General features: G+C 68.9%; 22 protein-coding genes and 3 tRNA genes. 19 read left to right on the top strand and 6 right to left on the bottom strand.

What is annotated here, in order from left to right; translation table 11 throughout:
• Positions 1-20 precede the first annotated feature (20 nt).
• Positions 21-2,219, top strand: coding sequence for an NACHT domain-containing protein (locus B0B14_RS10560; protein WP_218642080.1), 2,199 nt, complete (start codon positions 21-23; stop codon positions 2,217-2,219).
• A 410-nt stretch (positions 2,220-2,629) separates the two neighbouring features.
• Here the strand turns inward: B0B14_RS10560 and B0B14_RS10555 are convergent.
• The 3 genes from B0B14_RS10555 to B0B14_RS10545 form a co-directional block, all read right to left on the bottom strand.
• Positions 2,630-2,702, bottom strand: a tRNA-Phe gene (locus B0B14_RS10555).
• A 74-nt stretch (positions 2,703-2,776) separates the two neighbouring features.
• Positions 2,777-2,850: transfer RNA gene (locus tag B0B14_RS10550), tRNA-Asp, on the bottom strand.
• Between the two features lie 25 nt (positions 2,851-2,875).
• Positions 2,876-2,951, bottom strand: a tRNA-Glu gene (locus B0B14_RS10545).
• Positions 2,952-3,170: 219 nt separating this feature from the next.
• On the opposite strand from B0B14_RS10545, the gene B0B14_RS10540 reads away from it, so the two are divergent.
• Positions 3,171-4,505: a M23 family metallopeptidase gene (locus tag B0B14_RS10540; RefSeq protein ID WP_256714360.1), complete on the top strand. Its 1,335-nt coding sequence runs from the start codon at positions 3,171-3,173 to the stop codon at positions 4,503-4,505.
• Between the two features lie 71 nt (positions 4,506-4,576).
• Here B0B14_RS10540 and B0B14_RS10535 read toward each other — a convergent pair whose 3' ends face one another.
• Positions 4,577-5,110 (bottom strand): inorganic diphosphatase, encoded by a 534-nt coding sequence (locus B0B14_RS10535; RefSeq protein ID WP_076681529.1) that lies wholly within the window; start codon positions 5,108-5,110, stop codon positions 4,577-4,579.
• A gap of 122 nt (positions 5,111-5,232) precedes the next feature.
• Between B0B14_RS10535 and tilS the strand changes: the two genes are divergently transcribed.
• The 4 genes from tilS to B0B14_RS10515 all read left to right on the top strand — a co-directional run bounded on the left by tilS (position 5,233) and on the right by B0B14_RS10515 (position 8,888).
• Positions 5,233-6,228 (top strand): tRNA lysidine(34) synthetase TilS, encoded by a 996-nt coding sequence (gene tilS, locus B0B14_RS10530; RefSeq protein ID WP_076681528.1) that lies wholly within the window; start codon positions 5,233-5,235, stop codon positions 6,226-6,228.
• Positions 6,229-6,259: 31 nt separating this feature from the next.
• Positions 6,260-6,532, top strand: a complete 273-nt coding sequence (locus B0B14_RS10525) for a hypothetical protein (RefSeq protein ID WP_143733702.1) — start codon at positions 6,260-6,262, stop codon at positions 6,530-6,532.
• Positions 6,529-8,415 (top strand): alpha/beta hydrolase, encoded by a 1,887-nt coding sequence (locus B0B14_RS10520; RefSeq protein ID WP_076681526.1) that lies wholly within the window; start codon positions 6,529-6,531, stop codon positions 8,413-8,415. The genes B0B14_RS10525 and B0B14_RS10520 overlap by 4 nt, the downstream gene beginning before the upstream one ends.
• Positions 8,416-8,477: 62 nt before the next feature.
• Positions 8,478-8,888, top strand: a complete 411-nt coding sequence (locus B0B14_RS10515) for a hypothetical protein (protein WP_076682638.1) — start codon at positions 8,478-8,480, stop codon at positions 8,886-8,888.
• A gap of 3 nt (positions 8,889-8,891) precedes the next feature.
• On the opposite strand, the gene B0B14_RS10510 is transcribed toward B0B14_RS10515, so the two are convergent.
• Entirely contained in the window at positions 8,892-9,431 is a 540-nt protein-coding gene (locus B0B14_RS10510) for a DUF937 domain-containing protein (RefSeq protein ID WP_076681525.1), read from the bottom strand.
• Between the two features lie 104 nt (positions 9,432-9,535).
• Between B0B14_RS10510 and hpt the strand changes: the two genes are divergently transcribed.
• From hpt to lysS, 11 genes are all read left to right on the top strand, one after another.
• The gene (hpt, locus tag B0B14_RS10505; protein ID WP_076681524.1) at positions 9,536-10,087 is read left to right on the top strand and encodes a hypoxanthine phosphoribosyltransferase; all 552 of its coding nucleotides are present in this window, start codon (positions 9,536-9,538) and stop codon (positions 10,085-10,087) included.
• Between the two features lie 145 nt (positions 10,088-10,232).
• Entirely contained in the window at positions 10,233-12,239 is a 2,007-nt protein-coding gene (gene ftsH, locus B0B14_RS10500; RefSeq protein ID WP_076681523.1) for an ATP-dependent zinc metalloprotease FtsH, read from the top strand.
• A 9-nt stretch (positions 12,240-12,248) separates the two neighbouring features.
• Complete coding sequence (gene folE, locus B0B14_RS10495) at positions 12,249-12,842, top strand: GTP cyclohydrolase I FolE (RefSeq protein ID WP_076681522.1); 594 nt, start codon at positions 12,249-12,251, stop codon at positions 12,840-12,842.
• A gap of 11 nt (positions 12,843-12,853) precedes the next feature.
• Positions 12,854-13,666, top strand: a complete 813-nt coding sequence (gene folP / locus B0B14_RS10490; RefSeq protein ID WP_076682636.1) for a dihydropteroate synthase — start codon at positions 12,854-12,856, stop codon at positions 13,664-13,666.
• Positions 13,639-14,085, top strand: a complete 447-nt coding sequence (gene folB, locus B0B14_RS10485) for a dihydroneopterin aldolase (RefSeq protein ID WP_076681521.1) — start codon at positions 13,639-13,641, stop codon at positions 14,083-14,085. The genes folP and folB overlap by 28 nt, the downstream gene beginning before the upstream one ends.
• Positions 14,082-14,615, top strand: coding sequence for a 2-amino-4-hydroxy-6-hydroxymethyldihydropteridine diphosphokinase (folK, locus tag B0B14_RS10480; protein ID WP_076681520.1), 534 nt, complete (start codon positions 14,082-14,084; stop codon positions 14,613-14,615). Before folB ends, folK begins: the two co-directional genes overlap by 4 nt.
• On the top strand, positions 14,612-15,079 hold the full coding sequence (locus tag B0B14_RS10475) for a DUF3180 domain-containing protein (protein WP_076681519.1): 468 nt from the start codon (positions 14,612-14,614) through the stop codon (positions 15,077-15,079). The genes folK and B0B14_RS10475 overlap by 4 nt, the downstream gene beginning before the upstream one ends.
• Before the next feature lie 148 nt (positions 15,080-15,227).
• Entirely contained in the window at positions 15,228-15,725 is a 498-nt protein-coding gene (locus B0B14_RS10470) for a PH domain-containing protein (RefSeq protein ID WP_076682633.1), read from the top strand.
• A 248-nt stretch (positions 15,726-15,973) separates the two neighbouring features.
• Positions 15,974-17,599, top strand: a complete 1,626-nt coding sequence (locus B0B14_RS10465) for a PH domain-containing protein (protein WP_143733701.1) — start codon at positions 15,974-15,976, stop codon at positions 17,597-17,599.
• Positions 17,596-18,312, top strand: coding sequence for a DUF2520 domain-containing protein (locus B0B14_RS10460; protein ID WP_076681518.1), 717 nt, complete (start codon positions 17,596-17,598; stop codon positions 18,310-18,312). Before B0B14_RS10465 ends, B0B14_RS10460 begins: the two co-directional genes overlap by 4 nt.
• A gap of 78 nt (positions 18,313-18,390) precedes the next feature.
• A complete protein-coding gene (gene lysS, locus B0B14_RS10455; RefSeq protein ID WP_076681517.1) occupies positions 18,391-19,914 on the top strand; it encodes a lysine--tRNA ligase in 1,524 nt (507 codons plus the stop codon).
• Positions 19,915-19,923: 9 nt separating this feature from the next.
• Here the strand turns inward: lysS and B0B14_RS10450 are convergent, their stop codons facing one another.
• Positions 19,924-21,120 (bottom strand): DUF4192 family protein, encoded by a 1,197-nt coding sequence (locus B0B14_RS10450; protein WP_076681516.1) that lies wholly within the window; start codon positions 21,118-21,120, stop codon positions 19,924-19,926.
• A gap of 133 nt (positions 21,121-21,253) precedes the next feature.
• Here B0B14_RS10450 and B0B14_RS10445 point away from each other — a divergent pair, with 133 nt between their 5' ends.
• A complete protein-coding gene (locus B0B14_RS10445) occupies positions 21,254-21,460 on the top strand; it encodes a hypothetical protein (protein ID WP_076681515.1) in 207 nt (68 codons plus the stop codon).
• Between the two features lie 56 nt (positions 21,461-21,516).
• The gene (cls, locus tag B0B14_RS10440; protein WP_256714359.1) at positions 21,517-22,983 is read left to right on the top strand and encodes a cardiolipin synthase; all 1,467 of its coding nucleotides are present in this window, start codon (positions 21,517-21,519) and stop codon (positions 22,981-22,983) included.
• The last annotated feature ends 77 nt before the right edge of the window (positions 22,984-23,060 follow it).

Genomic DNA, 23,060 nt, shown 5'->3' with positions numbered 1-23,060 from the left:
CGATAGGAGGGGGAAGCGACGTGGGCTGGCAAAGTGTAGAAGAAGAGGTTCGTGCCATCGCCGAGGCGGTGTGGTCGTCACCCTGCCGCAGCGAGCAGGTCGCCGGTACACAGTGCGACGGGGTCGTCCACGTCCGGAAGGATTACCTCGTCCTCATCGAGATATCCGTTCGTGACGATCTTGCGAAACTGCGTGACGACGTCACGAAGCTGGCCCAGATGAAAGCGGCGCTCATGTCGCAGGGAAAGTATGCCGAAACATATTTCGTGACGTCGCAGAACAACCATCCCTCGCTTACTGCCGCAGCTGATGCGGCTGGCGTGGAGTTTCACACAATCGAGTCGTTCGCATCAAAGTTTCTTGCTTCCAGTCAATATGTTTATGAACGATCGCGACGACCCTTCGGGAGCGCAGTAGAGCCGCAGACTGGCGTATCTGACGAGTCGCCGTTCACGCCGATCTCATATGTGGACCCGAAAGGGAAAAAGTACAGCGTGGAGGACATTTCTGCCGCCCTCGCTGGCAAGAAACGGATCATTCTCCTAGGCGAGTTTGGTACCGGCAAATCCCGTTGCGTCAAAGAGACGTTCCGTGCACTCTCCGACACCTCGGACTCATTCACACCCATTGCCATTGACCTGCGGGACAACTGGGGATATCGCCGTTTCGATCACATGGTCCGCAATCATCTGGATGCGCTCGGACTCTCCGATTTTGCCGACAACTTAGTAAAGAGTGTGCGGCGCGGAAATCACCCGCTTCTTCTCGACGGTTTCGATGAGATTGGCTCTCAGTCGTGGTCTGGCGATGCCGCGATGCTCGCCGAGGTCAGACGGAAGAGCCTCGAAGGTGTGCGAGACGCCGTTCAAAGCAGCGGTGGAGCCGGTCTTGTGATCACAGGCAGAGACCACTACTTCAGTTCCGACACCGAGATGCTCGAGTCGCTCGGGCTCGAAGCCGACACCATAGTGCTGCGATGCCCTGAGGAGTTCAGCGAAGCGGAGGCAGCCAACTATGTAGCGACTCACTCGAACTCGACATCGGTGCCGGAGTGGATGCCGCGAAAGCCCTTGATCTGCCAGCTGCTGGTCTCCCTCGACCCCGCAGAGCTGGTTCTCCTGCAGGAAAGCGCCGACGGCGAGGTGGACTTCTTTGAGAAAGTCGTTGATGCGATATGCCATCGGGAAACTCGCATCAACGCCGCGATTGACGCATCGACAGTCAAACGCATTCTTCTCCGACTCGCTCAAGTTTCCCGGACTCAGCCTGATTACGCTGAGCGGCTTACGCTCCAGGCGTTGAACGAGGCATTCTTTGCCGTAACGGGGTACGCGCCAATCGATGAGTCGGCCATATTGCTACAGCGTCTTCCCTACCTAGGGCGGATTGGTGCCGAGAGCTCAGACCGCACGTTCATCGACCCGTACGCGAAGGGAGGTTTGCGCGGGCTCGCGGTGGAGCATTCATTCGCAACCTCGGCGATGGAGGCCGCGCGCGAGATTTGGGTACAGCCGCTGGACGATTTTGGTATGAGAGTTTGGTCGCGTCGTTTGGTGAAGGACGCTTCGCCGCTCAAATTTGTCAGGCAATGTATCGCTCACGGGAACATGCAAGCAGCCGCTGACTACGTGGCTACACGTTTGCTATCAGATGATCAAGAGATCGACTTCGAGAAGCTGAGCATCGATGGCGGTGAGATGACCTCCCTTTCGTTCGTAGATGTGTCAGTCAAGAACTTGACCATCACAAACGTGCATGTGTCTGAGTTGACCTTCGACAATGCCCGTTTTGACAACGTGTTCATCGATGACTGCCTCGTCGACCGGTTAGTCGGCGTGAGCTCCAGAGAAGATCTTCCGACAGCTTTTGGAACGAAATTTTTCGTGGAGGAGTATGACGAGGCTCTATCGTCTGCGCGCATTAGCACTTTGAACCTCACCAACTCTCAGAAGACCCTGATGGCACTTGTGAAAAAGCTCTTCTTCCAGCCTGGTTCCGGACGGCGGGAAGAAGCCCTCGTCAGGGGCACCGAGTCGTATTGGGACAAGACAGTCGCCGATAAGGTCTTACGGCAGTTCGTAACCGAGGGTGTCCTGCACAAAGTTAAGGGAGACCAGGGCTGGGTCTACATTCCCCAAAGGCGCTACACGAAGCGGATGGCATCTCTGGTCGCGGAGCAGAAGCTCTCGCAAGATCCTTACTGGGAGTTGGTGAGCTAACCTGCGGCAGTCTGTGGGCTGGCCTGAGTCAGCGCCCGGGGGTGGGACGCCGGTCTCCTCGACGGCGGGCGAACAACTCCCTCAATCGGTTCAGGCTGCGAACCCTTCGGATTTGGGCATCTGCGGCCTCAGTCAGGCTATGAGTGGGTCTCGTTAATGCCGCGAGCCGAGCGCTGTTGCGCAGGGAGGGAAGCATGGCAGAGACCGGCCCCAGACCGGCCCAACCCGATGCGCGACGGCGGTTTCTGGCCCATTCTCTGCTGACGTGTCGCCTTGTCACGCCAGCACACCGACCGTCACCGCGGCGGACCCGGGCGCCTCGGAAAGAGACCCTAACCAGGGCAAAGCGAAACCCCCGCCATGTAGAAGCTAGGCGAGGGTTTCTGGGACCGTTGTAACGACGGTCCTTGTGGCTCCGACGGGCGTCGATCCCGTGACCTCACGATTTTCAGTCGTGCGCTCTACCAACTGAGCTACAGAGCCGCGCGGCATCCGGAATGAACAGATCTGCCGCGTCCTAGACGAAAGCCCCTCCGAGAAGGGGCTGTCGCTCGGAGCGACCCTGACGGGACTTGAACCCGCGACCTCCGCCGTGACAGGGCGGCACGCTAACCAACTGCGCTACAGGGCCATGCGTATTAAGTTGTGCCGGTAAGTGGTGACCCCAACGGGATTCGAACCCGTGCTACCGCCGTGAAAGGGCGGCGTCCTAGGCCGCTAAACGATGGGGCCGAGCGAACCGTGGAGGCTCACGCTTACCGAGGGACAAGCATACGCAATCGCCCACGGATTCGCCAATCGAGGGCGCGCCCGCCCGGTCGGCGCGAAGGAGCGGGGCAAGATTGCCGGTGCGTGTGCCGCCGATCGGAGGCACACTTAATTCGGGCAACCGTTGCGTCTGTGACTCATGTTGCTAGTGTGAAAGTTGTGAATCGGCGACGGGAGGCTCCTGTGGAGTCCCAGAAGACGTTCGACACGGATGGCGCGCGCGCCTCCGGAGAGCGACGTCTGCGCTGGCCCGCCGTCGATCGCCGCACCGCGCTCGGGCTCGGCATCCTGGGCATCGTGGGCGCCGCCGCCCTCGGCTCCGCTTACGTTCCCCGTGCGTTCGCCGCCGACTACCCCTCGTGGGACGACGTGCAGCGCGCTCGCCAGAACGAGACCGCCAAGGCCGGCGAGATCTCCCGCATCGAGGGACTGATCGCGTCGCTGCAGGCGGAAGTCGCACGCACGCAGGCCGTGGCCGAGCAGACCGCGGACGCGTACGCCGTCGCGCAGGAGGAGTACACCGCCGCCGCAGAGCGCGCCGTCGACCTCCAGAGCCAGGCCGACACGAAGGCCCAGGAAGCGCTGACCGCCGCCAACAAAGCCGGCCGCGTCGCCTCCCGCCTGTATCGCAACGGCGGCGACGACACCGCTCTCGAACTCTTCTTCGCGGGATCCGCCGCCGACGCCGACGACCTCCTCGCGCGCCTCGGCACGATGGACAAGCTCCTCGAGCGCAACCAGTCGGTGTACGCCGACGCCACGTCGGCCCGCAACTCCGCGCAGAGCCTCGGCCTCCAGGCAGAGGACCAGCGCGTCGAGCGCGACCGCCTGCAGAAGATCGCCGAAGCCAAGATGATCGAGGCGCAGAACGCGGCCGCGGCCGCGGAAGCAGCGCTCGCCGCTCAGGAGACGCACCTCGTCGAGCTGCAGGCTCAGCTCGTGGCCCTCAAGGACGCTTCTGCCAAGACGCTCGCCGACTACCAGGCCGGCGTCGAGGCCGAGCGTCAGCGCAAGGCGGCCGAGGCGGCGGCCGCAGCAGCCGCCGCGGCCGCGGCTGCGCAGGCCGGCAAGGCGCAGGGCGGCGGTGTGCCCCAGGCATCCGGATGGGCCCGACCAGGAACGGGATGGCTCTCGTCGGGCTACGGTCCGCGCACGCCGACGTGTGGCGGCGGGCGGTGCGGCAGTACCTTCCACCGCGGCATCGACCTCGCCGCCGGTGCATGGTCGCCGATCTACGCGGCTGCTGCGGGCACGGTCGAATACTCCGGCTACACCGGTCCCGGCTTCGGCAACTGGATCAAGATCAACCACGGCGGCGGCATCGCCACGAGCTACGCGCACATCGTGGACGGCGGTCGGTACGTACGCGCGGGCCAATGGGTGAACGCCGGACAGAACATCGCCGGCGTCGGGACGACAGGCAACTCCTTCGGCAACCACCTCCACTTCGAGGTCTACGTCAACGGCGCGCAAGTCGACCCCATCCCGTTCCTCCGGGCCCGCGGCGTCAGCGTCTAGTTCCTCCGGAGAAGACGAAGGGGCGGATGCCGCAGCATCCACCCCTTCTCCTGGCCCTCAAGACCGGGAACTCACAGCGTCGACGGAGCGATGCCCTCACCCTGCGTCTTGGTGACGCCCTCGTGCTCGGCGAAGCGCTCGAACGCCTCGCCCACGAGACGCTCGGCCTCGGCGGCGTCGGCCCATTCGTCGACCTTGACCCACTTGGGCGGCTCGAGGTCCTTGTAGTGCTCGAAGAAGTGCGCGATCTCGTCGCGCAGGTGCTGGCCGATGTCGTTCACATCCTGGATGTGGTCCCAGCGGGGGTCGCCGGCGATGACGGCGACGACCTTGTCGTCGCCGCCCTTCTCGTCGCTCATCTTCAGCACGCCGACGGGGCGCACGCTCGCCAGGATGCCGGGGTGCAGGTCGTAGTCGAGGATCACGAGCACGTCGAGCGGGTCGCCGTCTTCGCCGAGGGTGTTCTCGAAGAAGCCGTAGTTGGTGGGGTAGCCGAACGCCGTGTAGAGCACACGGTCGAGGAAGACCCGGCCCGTGCCGTGGTCGACCTCGTACTTGACGCGGCTGCCGCGCGGGATCTCGATGACGGCGTCGTACGCGCCCATGGGTGCTCCTTCGATCGGTGGATGCCGCCGATAATCCTAGTCGCGCCGCCTCGACGCCGATGGTGCGGGAGGATTGCTCCCCGCCCGCTTCGTCGGCGGGGGTGGGCCGTTACCGTTGTCGGATGACCCACCGTCCGAGCCTGCATCCGTCCGTCGCCGAGGTGCGGTCGGCTGTGCGCCGAGCACTCGAGCCGATCGGTGCCGATGCGGTCGTCGTCATCGCCCTGTCCGGTGGTGCGGACTCCCTCGCCCTCGTGGCCGCCACGGCCTTCGAAGCGCGCCGAGCGGGGGTGACCGCCGTCGCCGTCACGGTCGACCACGGGCTGCAGGAGGGGTCGGCGGATGTCGCGGCGGCGGCCGCCGCTGCGGCCGAGGGGCTCGGCCTCGAGGCCGTCGTGGTGCGCGTCGAGGTCGGCGCCGACGGCGGACCCGAAGCCGCCGCCCGTGCCGCGCGCTACGCGACCCTCGCCGCGGAGGCATCCCGGCGCGGGGCCGTGGCGGTGCTCACCGGGCACACGCTCGACGACCAGGCCGAGACCGTGCTGCTCGGACTCGCCCGCGGGGCCGGATCCGCGAGCCTGCAGGGCATGGCCCCGCGCGCCGAGCTCGCCCCCGGCATCGCGCTCGTGCGGCCGCTCCTCGCCGTGCGGCGTGCGACGACGCGCGCCGCGTGCGCGGCGGAACAGCTCGAACCGTGGAGCGATCCGCACAACGCCGACCCCCGCTTCGCCCGCGTGCGGGTGCGCGAGACCGTGCTGCCCGTGCTCGAAGCCGAGCTCGGACCGGGCATCGCCGAGGCCCTCGCGCGCACCGCCGAGCAGGCCCGCGAAGACGCGGAAGCCTTCGCCGACATGATCGAGGAGACGATCGAAGACATCGTCGAGCACGCCGAGGCGGGCATCTCGGTCTCGGTCGCGGCTCTGGCGGCCAACCCGGCGGCGCTGCGCCACCGCATCATCCGCACGGTCGTCGCGGCCGAGTTCGGTCAGAGCCTCACGCGCGCGCAGACGCTCGAGGTCGCGCGCCTGGTGACGGACTGGTCGGGGCAGGGCCCGCTCGACCTGCCCGGATGCCGTGCAGCCCGCGTGGGGGCGCGGCTCGAATTCACCGCCGGATGACGTCTATCGTGGAGACGGGGAAGGGGGAGTGGTGAGCGGAGACCTGCACATCACGGATGCCGACATCGCGGCATCCGCTTCCCGTCTGCGCACGGCCGCCGAGCCGGTGGCGGACTCGTTCTGCTTCTCCTCCGTCGTCACGGGGTCGGCCGACGTCGCCGCAGCCCTCGACGGGGCCGACAGCCTGATGCGGCGCCTCATGGGGGCGCTCGCCGCTGTCGTGCTCGACACGGCGACGGATGCCGAGGCCATCGGGGCGACGCTCGGCGATGCCGACTCCCAGCTCGCGGCCGGAGCGTCATGACCCTCCCGGGCATCGACGGCGACCCGGGTGAGGGCGACCCGAGCGGCATCCGGTCGTTCGCCGACCAGTTCTCCACCCGCGCCTCGTCGCTCACCGCACGGGCCGTGTCGGCCCGCGCCGGCCTGACCGCCCTGGGGCCGCTCGAGAGCGAGGCCGTCGACGCCCTGCGCCCGCGCATCGTGGCGGTAGCCGCCAAGCTCGACGACGCGTCCGCCGCGGCGACGGAGGTCGCGGGCATCCTCGACGGCTATGCGACGGCGCTCGACGGCATCCGTGCCCGCGCCGCCGCGGCCATCGCCCACGCCCACGACACCTATGGGCGCATCTACGAGCGGCGGGCGGAGGCGCTCAACGCGGCATCCGAGTTCGTGACGGGCTGGGCCCTCGGCTGGGACGACGTGCTGCCCTCGTGGATGTACCTGAGCGACCACAGCTATCTGGTGCGGTGGCAGGGTGCCATCGACGACTACATCGACGCGCGGTCCGCCTTCCACAGCCTCCAGAGCGAGCGGGACGAACTCGACCGCCAGACCGCCGCGAGCCTCTCCGGGATCTCGCTGTTCAGCGAACTCACCTCCTCGAAGGGATCGGGGGCGACGCTGGCCGCCGCCTCCCTCTGGGCAGGAGACGTCGCCGGGCTCACGGCCGACGATCTCGCGGCGCTGGGCGATCCCGATCTGATCCGGCAGGTGTGGAACGGCATGGAAGACGAGCAGCGCGCGGCGCTGATCGCGGCCGCTCCGCTGGTGATCGGAAACCTCGACGGCATCCCGATCCGCGACCGCGTCGCCGCCAACAAGATCAACATCGAGAACGAGATCGCCCGCCGCGAAGCCGAGATCGAGAAGATCGAGCAGCAGCGCGACGACGCCGTCGATCGCTCCTACTACGGCGACCAGGGCGTCGCGGCGCCCTATGACGGACGCATCGCAGAGCATGAGGCGTTCATCGAGTACTACCGGAGCCTCCTCGCGCAGAAGGTGACGTGGCAGGACGAGAACCGCGTCACGCACGTCGACGACGGCGCCCGCGTCGTGGTCTTCGATCCGCGCATCGACGCGATCGCGACGTACCAGGGGCCGATCGACCCGCAGACCGGCGACATCCCGTCGTGGGTGCGCCACGTCGCGGTGTCGGTTCCCGGGACGGGCACCACGATGACGGACTTCGCCGACTCGCGGGGGCGCGACCTCTACGCCGCGGCCGGTCCTGACAGCGCGATCTTCCAGTGGGCGGGCGGCGAGTTCCCCGGCACCATTCCCGAGGCCACCCAGTCGAGCTACGCCAACGCCCTCGCCCCGCGGCTGCGCGACTTCGCCGCCGGGATCTCGGTGCCGGAGAACGGCACGCTCACCGTGCTCGGCCACAGCTACGGCGGAGCGACGGTGGGTCTCGCCGAGCGCGACGGCCTGAAGGCCGACCGCATCCTGTACGTCTCGGCGGCGGGCATGGGCAGCGGCGTGGGAGGGCTCGACGACTTCCCGAACACGAAGGATGTGCCGCACTACTCCCTGATGGCGCGCAACGACCTGGTCGTGGGGCTCATCCAGGGCACCGGCCCCGGCGACATGCACGGCCAGTCGGCGCTCACCGCCGACGGCGTCACGCGCCTCGAGACGGGATTCGTGACGTCGGGGGATGCCTCGACGGGCGGCCTCGAGGACTACAACGTCGCCGGGAACGGCACGCCGCCGGCGATCGACGCGCACGGCACGGTGTTCAAGGTCGGCACGGGCGCGTTCGACAACATCGTCGGCGTCATCACGGGCGGCGAGGTCGAGCTGTTCGCCCCCGACCAGACGATCATCGCCGGGCGCTCCGTCATCACGATCGACGGCATCGATCGAGACGACTACTCGCCGACCTACGCGGGCGTCGAATGATGCGCCGCATCGTGGCCGCGACGGCGGCCCTCACGTTCGCTCTGCTTCTGGGAGGATGCGCCATGGCCACGGAGAGTCGACTCGACGAATACCGGGTCGAGGCCGAGAGGCTCTCGGAGGAGCTCGCCGGTCTCGTGGGGTCGGACGGCGACGACATCGTCGATTCCGCCGCCCGCTCCGACGTCGGCACCGACCCCTCCGATCCCGCCTGGTGGCAGGTGTCGCGCACGCTCGACCTGGGGGTGGCGACGGATGCCTCCGCCGACGCGGCCCGCACGGTCTCCGAGTCGCTCACGTCCGACGGCTGGGCCTCGGAGCGCGTGCGCGAGACGGCGGGCGGCACGAGGATCGCCGACGGCTTCCGCCGCGACGAGTGGTACGTCGAGGTCACCTGGGTGACGTCGGAGGAAGGGAAGTCCGAGCCGCTCGAGATCGTCGTCGTGAGTCCGACGACGACCCGCGGCGGGGCCTGACCGCTACTTCCTGCCGCCCAGGAGCCCGCCCAGCAGCCCGCCGATGTCGAGGCCGCCGCCGGATGACGCGCCGCCGCCCGAGCCGCCTCCCAGCAGGCCCCCGATGAGCCCGCCGATGTCGAAGCCTCCACCGGAAGCGTCCTGCGCGGGTGCCTTCTGCTGCCCCTTGGCGAGGATGCCCATGACGATCGGGGCGAGCATCGGGAGCAGCTTGCCGAAGTCGATGCCCGCGGTCTGAGGCTCGTCGGTGAGCTTGGCGGCGACCTCCTGCTCCTTCCCGCCGAAGACGTGATTCAGGATCTTCTCGCCGTCGGCGGTGTCGACGGCGTCGAGGTCGACCGCATCGGGCTGCGACGCATGCTTGCCGAGGGCCTTCTCGATCGCGGCCGAGCCTCCGGGCGTCTGCGCATTGCGCTGCAGACCCGAGAGGATCGTCGCCCCGCCCTCCTGCACGGCCTGGCGCGCGACATCCGGGGCGACGCCCAGCTGCTTCGCGATCTGATCGATCGGGACGGACTTCAGGATGTCGTCCATGGCGGCCATACGCAGGTTCCCTCGCTCGCGGCGGGCCCCGTCGCCCGCTCGCGCCCAGACTAATCCCGGAGCGCGGGGCTCGCACCAGCCGCAGTCCTCTCTAGACTCTGAGAATGCGCGCGGCCGACGTCGAGAACCAGATCACGAAAGTCCTCGTCACGGAGGAGGAGATCCAGCGGAAGCTGGAGGAGGTCGCGGCGCGGGTCGTGGCCGACTACGAGGGCAAGGAGCTGCTGCTCGTCGGCATCCTCAAAGGCGCGGTCATGGTGATGGCCGACTTCGCTCGTGCCCTGCCGCGCGAGATGGAGATGGACTGGATGGCGGTGTCGTCGTACGGCGCCGGCACGAAGTCCAGCGGCGTCGTGCAGATCCGCAAGGACCTCGACTCCGACCTCAGCGGCCGCCACGTGCTGATCGTGGAAGACATCATCGACTCGGGCCTCACGCTGAGCTGGCTGCTGGAGAACTTCGCGTCGCGCGGTGCGGCATCCATCGAGGTCTTCGCCCTCCTCCGCAAGCCCGAGGCGGCCAAGGTCGTCGTGGACTGCAAATACGTCGGCTTCGACATCCCCAACGACTTCGTCATCGGCTACGGCCTGGACTACAACGAGAAGTTCCGCAATCTGCGCGATGTCGCGGTGCTCGCGCCGCACATGTACTCCTGACCCTTCCCGGCTGGTTCTGTGTACGCCGTCGGCGAATGCACAGAGACCCCACGGTGAGCCCGCGATACCCTGAATCCACGTCGCCGCGGCATCCGTCCCCGCGCTGACGGCTCGCCGACGAAAGGGAACGGGCCACGCCCGAACCATGAACTTCAAGAAGATCACCCGCAGCCCGCTGTTCTACGTCCTCGTGATCGGGGTGCTGCTCATCGTCGGCTTCTCGCTCATCTCGAGCCTCCAGGCGGCCAAGCAGATCTCGACCCAGCAGGGTCTCGAGCTGCTCCAGGGCGGCACCGTCAGCGAGGTCGTCACGACCGACGGTGATCAGCGCGTCGACATGACCCTGTCGAAGGCGTTCGAGGGCTCCACCGAGGTGCAGTTCTACTACGTCTCGGCGCGCGCCGATGAGGTGGTCGCGGCGATCGACGCCGCCAACCCGTCGGACGGCTTCAACGATGCCGTGCCGCGCGCGACGTGGTTCGACGGATTCCTGTCGCTGTTCCTCCCGATCATCCTGCTCGGCCTGCTCTTCTGGTTCCTCATGTCCAGCGCCCAGGGCGGCGGCTCCAAGGTCATGCAGTTCGGCAAGTCCCGGGCGAAGCTCGTCACGAAGGAGATGCCGCAGGTCACGTTCGCCGACGTCGCCGGCTCCGACGAGGCGATCGAGGAGATGCAGGAGATCAAGGACTTCCTGAAGGACCCCACGAAGTTCCAGGCCGTGGGCGCCCGCATCCCGAAGGGCGTGCTGCTGTACGGCCCTCCCGGAACGGGCAAGACGCTGCTCGCCCGCGCCGTCGCCGGTGAGGCCGGTGTGCCCTTCTACTCGATCTCGGGGTCGGACTTCGTCGAGATGTTCGTCGGTGTCGGCGCGAGCCGTGTGCGCGACCTGTTCACCCAGGCCAAGGAGACCTCTCCCGCCATCATCTTCATCGACGAGATCGATGCCGTCGGACGACACCGCGGTGCCGGAATGGGCGGCGGCCACGACGAGCGCGAGCAGACGCTCAACCAGATGCTCGTCGAGATGGACGGCTTCGACCCCAAGGTCAACGTCATCGTGATCGCGGCGACGAACCGTCCCGACATCCTCGACCCCGCCCTTCTGCGTCCGGGCCGCTTCGACCGTCAGATCGGCGTCGACGCGCCCGATCTCAAGGGCCGCCAGAAGATCCTCGAAGTGCACGGTCGCGGCAAGCCGCTCGCGGACTCGGTCGACCTCGAGGTGGTCGCGCGCAAGACGCCCGGCTTCACCGGCGCCGATCTCGCGAACGTCCTGAACGAGGCCGCGCTGCTCACCGCGCGCTCCAACGCGCAGCTCATCGACAACCGCGCCCTCGACGAGGCGATCGACCGCGTGATCGCGGGTCCGCAGCGTCGCACGCGCGTGATGCGCGACAAGGAGAAGCTCATCACGGCGTACCACGAGGGTGGACACGCGCTCGCGGCGGCGGCGATGAACGACACCGACCCCGTCACGAAGGTCACGATCCTGCCGCGCGGCAAGGCCCTCGGCTACACGATGGTGCTCCCGCTCGACGACAAATACTCCGTCACGCGCAACGAGCTGCTCGACCAGCTCACGTACGCGATGGGCGGGCGCGTCGCCGAGGAGATCGTGTTCCACGACCCCACCACCGGCGCCTCGAACGACATCGAGAAGGCGACCAACATCGCCCGCAAGATGGTCACCGAGTACGGCATGACGACGCAGGTCGGCCCCGTCAAGCTCGGCTCCGCGTCGGGTGAGGTCTTCATGGGCCGCGACATGGGTCATGGCCGCGAGTACTCGGAGCGGGTCGCGGAGAGAGTGGATGCCGAGGTGCGCGCTCTCATCGAGCAGGCGCACAATGAGGCCTACGAGGTCATCAACGCGAACCGTCACGTGCTCGACAAGCTCGCGCTCGAGCTCCTCGAGAAGGAGACCCTCGACCACCTCGAGCTCGCCGAGATCTTCAAGGACGTCACGCGTCTGCCTCCGCGGCCGCAGTGGCTCTCCAGCGAAGACCGTCCGGTCTCGACCCTTCCGCCCGTCGACGTGCCGCGTCGCCGTGAGGATGCGGGTCTCGCCGCGTCGGTCGAAGCCCCGAGCGAAGCGGCCGGCAAGGCGACCGTGCGGCGTCCGTCCGGACAGGCGCGCCCCGCGACCGCGTAGGCTCGGCCCGTGGCCGTCGATCGGGAGCGCGTCGCCGCGCTCGTGCGTGAGCTGCTCGAGGCGATCGGGGAGGACCCGGATCGCCCCGGGCTGCGTCAGACGCCCCAGCGCGTGGCGGACGCCTACGCGGAGTTCTTCGCCGGTGTGGGAGAGGATGCCTCGGCGCCCCTCGCCCACACGATCTCGATCGCGCACGGCCCCGCCCCGGAGACGCTTCCCTCGGGTGCGGTGATGCTGCGCGACATCCGGTTCCGTTCCACGTGCGAGCACCATCTGCTTCCCTTCGCCGGGTACGCGCACATCGCGTATCTGCCGCGCGAGCAGGTCGTGGGTCTGGGTGCTCTGCCGAAGGTCGTCGACGTGCTCGCCGCACGCCCGCAGGTGCAGGAGCGGCTCGGCGAGCAGATCGCCGATGCGATCGCCACGTCTCTCGACACCCAGGGCGTGCTCGTCGTGCTCGACGCGACGCACGAGTGCGTCACGATGCGCGGCCAGCGGCAGCCGGATGCCGCGACCGTCACGATCGCCGCCCGCGGGGCGCTCGCCGATCCCGCCGCCCGCGCGGAGCTGATCGCCCTGATCGGCACAGGGCACCGCGCGTGACGACGCTCATCATGGGGATCGTCAACGTGACGCCCGATTCGTTCAGCGACGGCGGACGCTTCCTCGATTCGGATGCGGCTGTGAGCCACGGCCTCGCCCTCCGCGCCGCGGGGGCTTCTCTGCTCGACGTCGGCGGCGAGTCCACACGTCCGGGTGCCGAGCGCGTCGAGCCCGCCGTGGAGCGGGATCGTGTGCTCCCGGTCGTCGCGGCGCTCGCCGCGGCCGGCGCCGTCGTCAGCATCGACACGATGAACGCCGAAACGGCCGTTGCCGCGGTGCGGGCGGGTGCGCGGATCGTGAACGACGTCTCGGGCGGTCTCGCCGACCCCGACATGCTCCCCGCGGTGGCCGAGACCGGTGCCGATGTCGTTCTCCAGCACTGGCGCGGAGCCTCGGCCGACATGTACGCGCGCGCCGCGTACGTCGACGTCGTCCGTGAAGTGTCGGCGGAGCTCACCGCACGCGTCGCCGCCGCGGCCGCGGCTGGCATCGCACCCGACAGGGTGATCGTCGACCCCGGCATCGGATTCGGCAAGCGCGGCGATCAGAACTGGGTCGTGCTGCGCGACCTCGCGCGCATCGCCGGACTCGGGCACCGGGTGCTGGTGGGCACGAGCCGCAAGCGGTTCCTCCTCGATGCCCTCGGTGAGGATGCCTCGACCGAGCGGCGCGACCTCGCGACCGCCGTCACGAGCGTGCTGGCCGCGCAGGCGGGGGCCTGGGCGGTGCGCGTGCACGATGTCGCCGCGACGCGCGACGCACTCCAGGTCGCCGCGAGATGGGAGAGTGGGGATCCATGGACTTCGCCGACGAGATCACACTGACGGGACTGCGCGCCTTCGGGCGTCACGGCGTGTACGACGAAGAGCGTCGGGACGGCCAGTACTTCGTCGTCGACACGACCCTGTACCTGAGCACCACGCGTGCGGCCGAGACCGATGACGTGGCCGACACGGTGCACTACGGCGAGGTCGCCGAGCGCATCGTGGCGCTCGTGCAGGGCGAGCCCGTGAACCTGCTCGAGTCGCTCGCCGACGCGATCGCGCGCGACATCCTCGCCTCCTACGAGCTCGTGCGCATGATCGCCGTCACGATCCACAAACCCGGGGCGCCGATCACGGTGCCGTTCGAGGACGTCTCGGTCACGGTGCGTCGGGCGCGTGAGGCGCCGTCGGCCGATGAGGACATCGACGAGCTGGTCGACGACCTCATCGAGGACGCGCTGTTCGGAGGCGACGAGTGAGCAGGCGTCTGACCGAGCCGTTCGCCGGCGACGCGCGGCGCGTCTCACGACCGGCGACGGTCGCGGTCGTCGCGCTCGGGGCGAACCTCGGCGATCGCGACGCGACGCTGTCGGCGGCGGTCGACGCGCTGCGCGCGCTGCCGCTCGTCGACGACGTGCGCGTCGCCGAAGCGGTCGAGTCCGTCGCGCTGAAGCCGGACGGACCGGATGTCGAGGCCCCCGCGTACCTCAACTCGGTCGCCCTCGTCACGACGCGCCTCGCCCCGAGCGTGCTCCTCGGCTACCTGCATGCGATCGAGGCGCGGCACGGCCGCGAGCGTCGGGAGCGGTGGGGCGACCGGACGCTGGATCTCGATCTGATCGCGTACGGCGACGTCGTCAGCGACGACCCCGCCCTGACCCTCCCGCATCCGCGCGCCGCCCAGCGGGCGTTCGTCCTGCTGCCGTGGCTCACGCTCGACCCCGAGGCGGAGCTGCCCGGCGTCGGACGGGTGGAGAGTCTCCTCGAGCACCTGCGGGACACCCCGTGACGCGCACCCGTCCCGGCATCCTGATCGTGGCCGCCATCCTGGGTGTGGGGGTGGGGTTCCTCGTCGACCAGCTGCTCACCGCCTCCGGTCGCCCGACCTTCACGCCCGCGGTGACGATGCCGATCCTGCTCGCGGTGCTCGGCGGTTTCGTCGTTTTCCTGGCCTGGCCGATCCGTCGTGCCACCCGCGGAGCGTCGGGGTCACCGGTCAACCCGTTCCGCGCGGTGCGTGTCGCCGCGCTGTCGAAGGCCTCCAGCATCCTGGGCGCGCTGTTCACGGGGTTCGCCGGCGGACTCGCCCTCTTCGTCGGGACGCGACCCGGCGACCCTTCGTTAGGCTCGTTGGGCACGGTGATCGCCACCGCCGTCTGCGGGGCACTCCTCGTGGCCGCCGGCCTCGTGGCCGAGTACCTCTGCACCATTCGGAAGGACGACGATGACGAACAGCCCGGGAGCATCTCCTGACGGGGTCGTCCCCCGCCCCTCCGGCCCCTTGACGAACGACGCCCCGGATGCCGCCCCCTCCGCCGCCGAGGACGTGGCGCCCGTCGCCGTTCCGGTCGCGGATGCCGAGACCCGGGGAGCCCTCGACGACGGAACGTTCGACCGGGTCATCGAGCCCGCCTCACCGAACCGGCTCGAGCTCGAGAACGGCCTCTGGCACCAGGTCTCGCCCAAGTACGTGTGGGTCCAGCTCATCTCGATGGGCAGCGTCCTGCTCATCACGGTCGTCGTCGCCCTGGTGCTCGCCCTCGTCCTGCACCAGGCGTGGGTGTGGATCCCCGGCGGGATCTTCCTCGTCATCCTGGTGTGGATGATCGCCATCACTCCGCGGCAGGCTCGCGCCATCGGCTACCAGCTCCGAGACGACGATCTCGTGTTCCGCCGCGGCATCCTGTGGCAGCGCCTGGTGGCCGTGCCGTACGGCCGCATGCAGCTCGTCGACATCACGCACGGTCCCCTCGACCGCGGGTTCGGCATCGCCCAGCTCAAGCTCGTGACGGCCGCCGCGGCCACCGGCGTCACGATCCCCGGGCTCCCGCAGGCGACCGCCGAGTCGCTGCGCGATCACCTCGTGGCGGTGGCCGAGAGCCGCCGAACCGGGCTATGACCGACCCTTCGCTTCCGTCCGATCCCGGGCAGGGTCGGCCTCCCGGCGGGTTCCCGCAGCAGCCGCCCGCGGGACCGCCCGTGGCGGGGCCCCCGCCGCAGCCGCCCGCGGGACCGCCCGTGGCGGGGCCCCCGCCGCAGCCGCCCGCGGGACCGCCTGTGGCCGGCCCCCCGCTGCAGTCGCCACCGGAGGGAGCTCCGCATGGTTCGCCGCAGCCCTCCGGCGACCGGGCGCCCGCGGGTGCTCTCGTGCGCTCACCCCTCAGCGACGGGGAGTGGCATCGGCTGCATCCGCTGACGCCGCTCCTGCGGGGCGGACTCTTCCTCCTCGTCATCATCGGCATCATCGTGTCGAACCTGCGCGATCGGCTGGTCTACATCTTCCTTCCCGGTCTCGTGCCCGATGTCTCCGCCGAGGAGGTCGCGGAGTGGGAGTCCAGCGGCGACCCGATCGACTGGATCATCGTCAACGAGCTCTACGTTCTGGCGATCGTCGCGGTGCTCGCCGTGCTGCTCATCCTGTTCGGCGTCTTCTACATGTCGTGGCGCTTCCACCAGTTCCGCATCACCGAAGACGTCGTCGAGGTCAAGAGCGGCATCCTGTTCCGCACCCAGCGTCGAGCTCCGCTCGACCGCGTGCAGGGCGTCAACCTCACCCGCCCGATGATCGCGCGGCTGCTCGGTGCCGCCAAGCTCGAGGTCGTCGGAGCCGGCACCGACGGCAACGTCAAGCTCGAGTACCTGTCGACCTCGAACGCCGAAGAAGTGCGGGCCGACATCCTGCGTCTCGCCTCGGGTCGCCGGCTCGCCGAGAAGGGCGCCGCACGGGATGCCTCGGCGCTGCCGGGATCGCGCACGGCGGCGATCGCCGGCACCGTCAGCCGGGGGATCACGGGCATGATCGCCGGCGACGACCTCGCCACTGCCGAGCCGGAGTCCGTCGTCGCGATCCCCGTCGGCCGGCTCATCGCCTCCCAGGTCATCAGTCCCGGAACCGTGGGCCTGCTCGTCGGCGTCACCGCCGTCATCGTGGGTGCCGTCAACGGCATCCCCTGGCTGCTCTTCGGCTTCATCCCCGCCCTCATCGGTTTCGGCGCATACTGGGTGCGTCAGATCGTCAAGTCGCTGCGCTATTCGATCGCGCCGACGCCCGACGGCGTGCGCATCACCTTCGGCCTCCTGACGACGATCACGGAGATCGTGCCCCCGGGACGCGTGCATGCCGTCGAGGTCTCGCAGTCGATCCTGTGGCGCGGCTTCGGCTGGTGGACGATCCGGATCAACCGGCTCACGGGCCGCAGCATGGCCGATTCGTCGACCGACCAGTTCACGACGGTGCTGCCCGTGGGCACCGCCGCCGACGTCGAGCGGGTGCTCCGCCTTCTCCTCACCGACGTGCCCGAGGACGAGTGGCCGATCCTGGTGCGCGACGGCGTGCTCGGAGGTCCGCAGGACGGCGACTTCATCGTCACGCCGAAGCGCGGTTGGTGGGTGCGCCCGCTGTCGTGGCGCCGCAACGGCTTCCGTCTCGCCGACGACGTCCTGCTCCTGCGTCGCGGCCAGATCTGGCGCAAGCTCACGATCCTGCCCTTCGCCCGGCTGCAGAGCATCGCGATCCAGCAGGGCCCGCTCGATCGCCTCGCGCGCATCGCCTCGATCAACGGCCAGACCGTGACCGGCCCGGTGATGGCGTACCTGGCGGGTGTCGACCGCGACGCCGCGCTCGGCCTGTTCGAAGACGTCGCGCGACGCACGGTGACGGCGAGCTCGGACGATCGCTCGCACCGGTGGGGCGCGGAGGCCGATGCCGTGCCCGCATCGGTGCCGTGGTCCGATTCGGGCGCCGGCGGCGACGAGCCGAAGGCGATCGGATGACCACGCGCGAGGGGCGTCTCGGCGTCGGCATCATCGGCGCAGGCCGGGTGGGGCCCGTGATCGGGGCCGCGCTCGCCGGAGCCGGTCATGCGCTCGTCGGCATCACCCACGGCTCCGACGATGAGCGCGTCGAAGGGATGCTCCCCGGCGTGCCGATCCTCGACGCCGTCGAGGTCGTGCGCCGAGCCGAGCTCGTCGTGATCGCCGTCCCGCGTGCCGAACTCGCCGGCCTCGTGGCCGGTCTGGCCGAGATCGACGCCTGGCAGCCGGGTCAGCTGGTCGTACACACCGACGCGGCCCACGGCACCGGCATCCTGAGTCCTGCCGTCGCGAAGGGCGTGATCCCCCTCGCCGTGCATCCCGCGATCACCTTCACCGGCACCTCCGTCGACCTGCGCGTCCTCGCGAGCGCCTACGCGGCCGTCACCGCACCCGCCGGCGTGCTCCCGATCGCCCAGGTGCTGGCCGTCGAACTCGGCTGCGAGCCCATCGTCGTCGCCGAGGAGAACCGCGCGACGTACGCGGAGGCGATCTCGACGGCGACCGAGTTCTCGCGCTCGATCGTGGCGCAGGCCGCCGCCCTTCTGACGGAGGCCGGGGTGGAGCATCCGGGCTCCTATCTGGCCACTCTCGTGCACTCCGCCGTCGACGGCGCCCTGCAGACCGCCGGGCGGGCCGATCCGGCTCCGCTTCCCGAACTCGACGTCGAGTGACCCCCACGCCGCGGAGCAGCGGCCGCCCAGCGCCCCCTCGGTAGACTCAGGGGTCGACTTCCGAGGAGCCCCGCGAACATGACCGATACGAACGCGCCCGACGCTGCCCCCGAACCGTCCGAAGAGGACGTCTTCGAGCAGAAGGCCGTCCGCCTGGCCAAGCGCGAGCGACTCATCGCCGAGCGGACGGATGCCGCGGGCGGCGCCTACCCCGTGGCCGTGCCGATCACCGACACGATCCCCGCCCTGCGCGCGCGGTTCGGTGCACTCGAAGCCGGCGCCGAGACCGGCGAGGTCTCGGGGGTGGCCGGCCGGATCGTGTCGAGCCGCAACACGGGCAAGCTCTGCTTCGCGACACTGCAGGCCGGAGACGGCAGCCGTATCCAGGCCATGGTGTCGCTCGCGAACGTGGGCGAGGAGTCGCTGCAGGAGTGGAAGGAGCTCGTCGACCTCGGGGATCATGTCTTCGTGGCGGGCGAGGTCATCTCGAGCCGTCGCGGCGAGCTGTCGATCATGGTCTCCGAATGGGCGATCGCCGCCAAGGCGATCCTGCCGCTGCCGAACCTCCACAACGAGCTGAGCGAGGAGAACCGGGTCCGCAGCCGCTTCCTCGACCTCATCGTCCGCGACCGCGCGCGGGAGACCGTCGTCGCGCGGGCGAAGGTCAACGAGAGCCTCCGTCGCACGTTCTCGGACCGCGGCTTCCTCGAGGTCGAGACGCCCATGCTGCAGGTGCAGCACGGCGGGGCCTCGGCGCGCCCGTTCGTCACCCACTCGAACGCCTTCGACACCGAGCTGTACCTGCGCATCGCGCCGGAGCTGTTCCTCAAGCGCGCCGTCGTCGGCGGCATCGACCGCGTGTTCGAGATCAACCGCAACTTCCGCAATGAAGGCGCGGACTCGACGCACAGTCCCGAGTTCGCGATGCTCGAGGCCTACGAGGCCTACAGCGACTACAACGGCATCGCCGACCTCACACAGGAGCTCATCCAGAACGCCGCGATCGCGGTGACCGGTTCGACGACGGTGACGTGGGCCGACGGCACCGTCTACGAACTCGGCGGCCAGTGGGACCGCCTGTCGATGTACGGGTCGCTCTCCGAGGCTGCGGAGCGCGAGATCACGCCGCAGACCCCGCTCGACGAGCTCATCGCCCTCGCGGAAGCGGAGGACGTCGAGCTCCCGCCGCATGCGACGCACGGGAAGCTCGTGGAAGAGCTCTGGGAGCACTTCGTCAAGCCGGGCTTGGATCGACCCACGTTCGTCATGGACTTCCCGCTCGACACGAGCCCGCTCGTGCGCGAGCACCGGGCGATCGGCGGCGTCGTGGAGAAGTGGGACCTGTACGTGCGAGGCTTCGAGCTCGCCACGGGGTACTCCGAGCTCGTCGACCCCGTCATCCAGCGCGAGCGCTTCGTCGAGCAGGCGAAGCTCGCAGCGCGCGGCGACCTCGAGGCCATGCGCATCGACGAGGAGTTCCTCCGTGCGCTCGAGCACGGCATGCCGCCCTCGGGCGGGATGGGCATGGGCATCGACCGCCTGCTGATGGCGATCACGGGCCTCGGCATCCGCGAGACCATCCTCTTCCCGCTGGTCAAGTAGCACGCGGACTCAGAGCGCCGGCCGGCGGAATGCCCAATCGGGCAGGTGCCCGGCCGCGACGAACGAGCGCACGATCTCGGCGAGGCCGTGCTCGGGATCGATGTCGCAGGCGCGCACGGCGTAGCTCTCGGCGTGGGTGGATCGCCCGAGAGCCCACGACAGCCACGCGGCCGTCGCGAGCGGTCCGGCGCGGTGGGTGACGGGCGCCACGGCGGCCGCGCGGCGGACGACGTCGAGCGCGCGCTCCAGCCGATCGGGATCCGGCCGCTCTCCTTCGCCCCACATCTGCATCGCCAGACGAGCCGGGTACTCCTCGCCCGCCTCCCACCGCAGCTGCGCATCGAGGGCATCGTCGCCCGCCTGGATCCCGCCGCACCATCCGACGAGCGCGACATCGCGCAACGAGGGGCGTGACAGCGTCCATACGAGGACGGCGGCATCGAACGGCGCAAGGCTCTCCGGATCCCACTCGAGGGCCTCTTCGAACAGGCAGGGCAGGTCGTCGAGCAGGCAGAGGGCTTCGAGGGCCCGGGGATCGATCCTGCTCGCGTCCGGATCGGCGTCGGCCGAGGAGGGATCCACCGGGGCGCCCGCCGTGCCCGCGCCGGAGAGGCGCGATGCGGTGCCGGGTCCGGCGTCGGGTCCGCAGACGACGCGCACCGCAGCATCCAGCGACACGAGGGCGCGACCCACCCGCTCGCGCTCGGCGAGGTCGGTGGACGGAAGCTCGGCACCGGTCGACTGGTCTCCCGGGGCGACGGCGAGGTGTCGCGCGGACTCCGCGACGTCGATCTCGCCGAGGGGTCGACCGAAGGGCGGTGCGTCCGGGTCGAGGTACGAGCCCCACGCGTCGGCCGCGACGCAGAGCGCGTCGGTGAGACGGAGCCCGCACTCGTCGGCGCGATCTGCCAAGGAGGCGGCGAGCGCCCGATGGGGCATCCCCTCGGCGAACGACTCGTCGGTGTACGCGATGCAGGCCAGGGCGTCGGCATCGGGGATGCGGCAGAGCATTCCCATGACGGTGGCCGCGATGCGCGCCAGTTCGTCGGCGTCGTCGGTGACGGGAAGGTCGAAGCGCAGCGCGCCCAGACTTCGCGACCCTGCGAACGGCACCACGACGAGGCTGCGGGAGGGCTGGTAGCCCACCATCTGAGGGACGAGGGACAGGAACTGAGCCGCATCGGCGGCTCTCACGATGGTCGTCATGCGCCGAGCCTCGCGGTGCGGGAGCGGTCGATTCCGTGAAGGACATCGTCTGGGGAAGCTCGACGACGCACGATGCGCGGGGGAGGAACGGATGCCGGGGACCCGCACAGCCCCGCGCGGGTATCCTGGATGCGTGGACAACTACTGGGTCGCCGTCTTCTGGTCGCTTGCGCCGACCGTGGTGGTCAGTGGACTGTTCTTCTACGTGCTCCGCAGCATCATGCGCGTGGACCGCACCGAGCGACGCGTGTATGCGCGCATCGAAGCCGAGGAGCGCGCGAAGCGCGGACTCCCGCCGGTCGCGCCGCAGGCCGCCGCGCCCGGTGCGCGCGAACACTGACTGTCGGCGCTCTCACTAGGCTGAGCTGAACACGCCCCGAGCCGAGAGCAGTCACCGTGGTCCAGATCACCTTCGATACGACGTGGTGGGTCTGGGTCGTCATCGCGTTCGACCTGATCGTGCGCATCACCGCGATCATCGTCGTGCCGCGCAACCGCCGCCCCACGGCGGCGATGGCCTGGCTGCTCGCGATCTACTTCATCCCGCTCATCGGCGTGTTCCTGTTCCTCCTGATCGGCAATCCGCGCCTCCCGCGCAAGCGCCGCAAGAAGCAGGAGCAGATCAACGAGTACATCCACGACACGAGCGAGAGCCTCGATTTCGGAACGCTCCGCCCGCACGCCCCCGCCTGGTTCACGTCGCTGGTGACCCTCAACCGCAACCTCGGGGCCATGCCGCTCGCCGGCGACAACGCCGCGCACCTGATCTCGGAGTATCAGGAGAGCCTCGACGCGATGGCCGACGCGATCCGCGAAGCCGAGCGGTACGTGCACGTGGAGTTCTACATCCTGCAGGCGGATGTCGCGACCGACAACTTCTTCCGGGCGCTCGAAGAGGTCAGAGAGCGCGGCGTGACGGTGCGCGTGCTGATGGACCACTGGGCCAACCGCGGGAAGCCCTTCTACAAGACGACGCTGCGTCGTCTGGACGCGATGGGCGCGCAATGGCACCTCATGCTGCCGGTGCAGCCGCTGCGGGGCAAATACCAGCGCCCCGATCTGCGCAACCACCGCAAGCTCCTCGTCGTGGACGGCCGCGTCGCCTTCACGGGCTCGCAGAACGTCACCGATTCGACCTACAACCTCAAGAAGAACATCAAGCGCGGCCTGCACTGGGTCGACATGATGGTGCGCTTCGAAGGCCCGGTCGTCGCCTCCGTCAACGCGGTCTTCCTCTCGGACTGGTACAGCGAGACCGACCAGATCCTCACCGACGAGATCGATCTGTTCGACGTCAGCTCCGGCCCCGGCGACCTCGACTGCCAGATCATCCCGTCGGGGCCCGGCTTCGAATTCCAGAACAACCTCAAGCTCTTCGCCGGCCTGCTCTACGCCGCCCAGCAGCAGATCATCATCGTCAGCCCGTACTTCGTCCCGGATGAGGCCCTGCTCCTGGCGATCACGACGGCATGCCAGCGCGGCATCCACGTGGAGCTCTTCGTGTCGGAGGAGGGAGACCAGGCGCTGGTCTACCACGCGCAGCGCAGCTACTACGAGGCGCTGCTGCGAGCCGGCGTGAAGATCTGGATGTACCAGAAGCCGTACATCCTCCACTCGAAGTCCATGACGATCGACAACGAGACGGCCATCGTCGGCTCGAGCAACATGGACATGCGCTCGTTCGGTCTGAACCTGGAGATCTCCATGCTCGTGCGCGGCGAGGAGTTCACCCACCAGATGCGCACGGTCGAGGCGAAGTACCGCGAACTGAGCCGCGAACTGACCCTCGAGGAATGGGAGCAGCAGCCGTTGCGCTCCACCGTCCTCGACAACCTCGCCCGTCTCACGTCTGCCCTGCAGTGATCCGCGCGTCGATTGCGAGACGATCGCGGCATCCACGACACTGATCACGAGAGGGGATGCTGCGGCATGCCCCGATG

It is taken from the genome of Microbacterium sp. RU33B (assembly GCF_900155915.1).
Classification (GTDB): domain Bacteria; phylum Actinomycetota; class Actinomycetes; order Actinomycetales; family Microbacteriaceae; genus Microbacterium.
The sequence above is the reverse complement of the archived record's forward strand: the minus strand, read 5'-3'. Positions and strand labels throughout refer to the sequence as shown.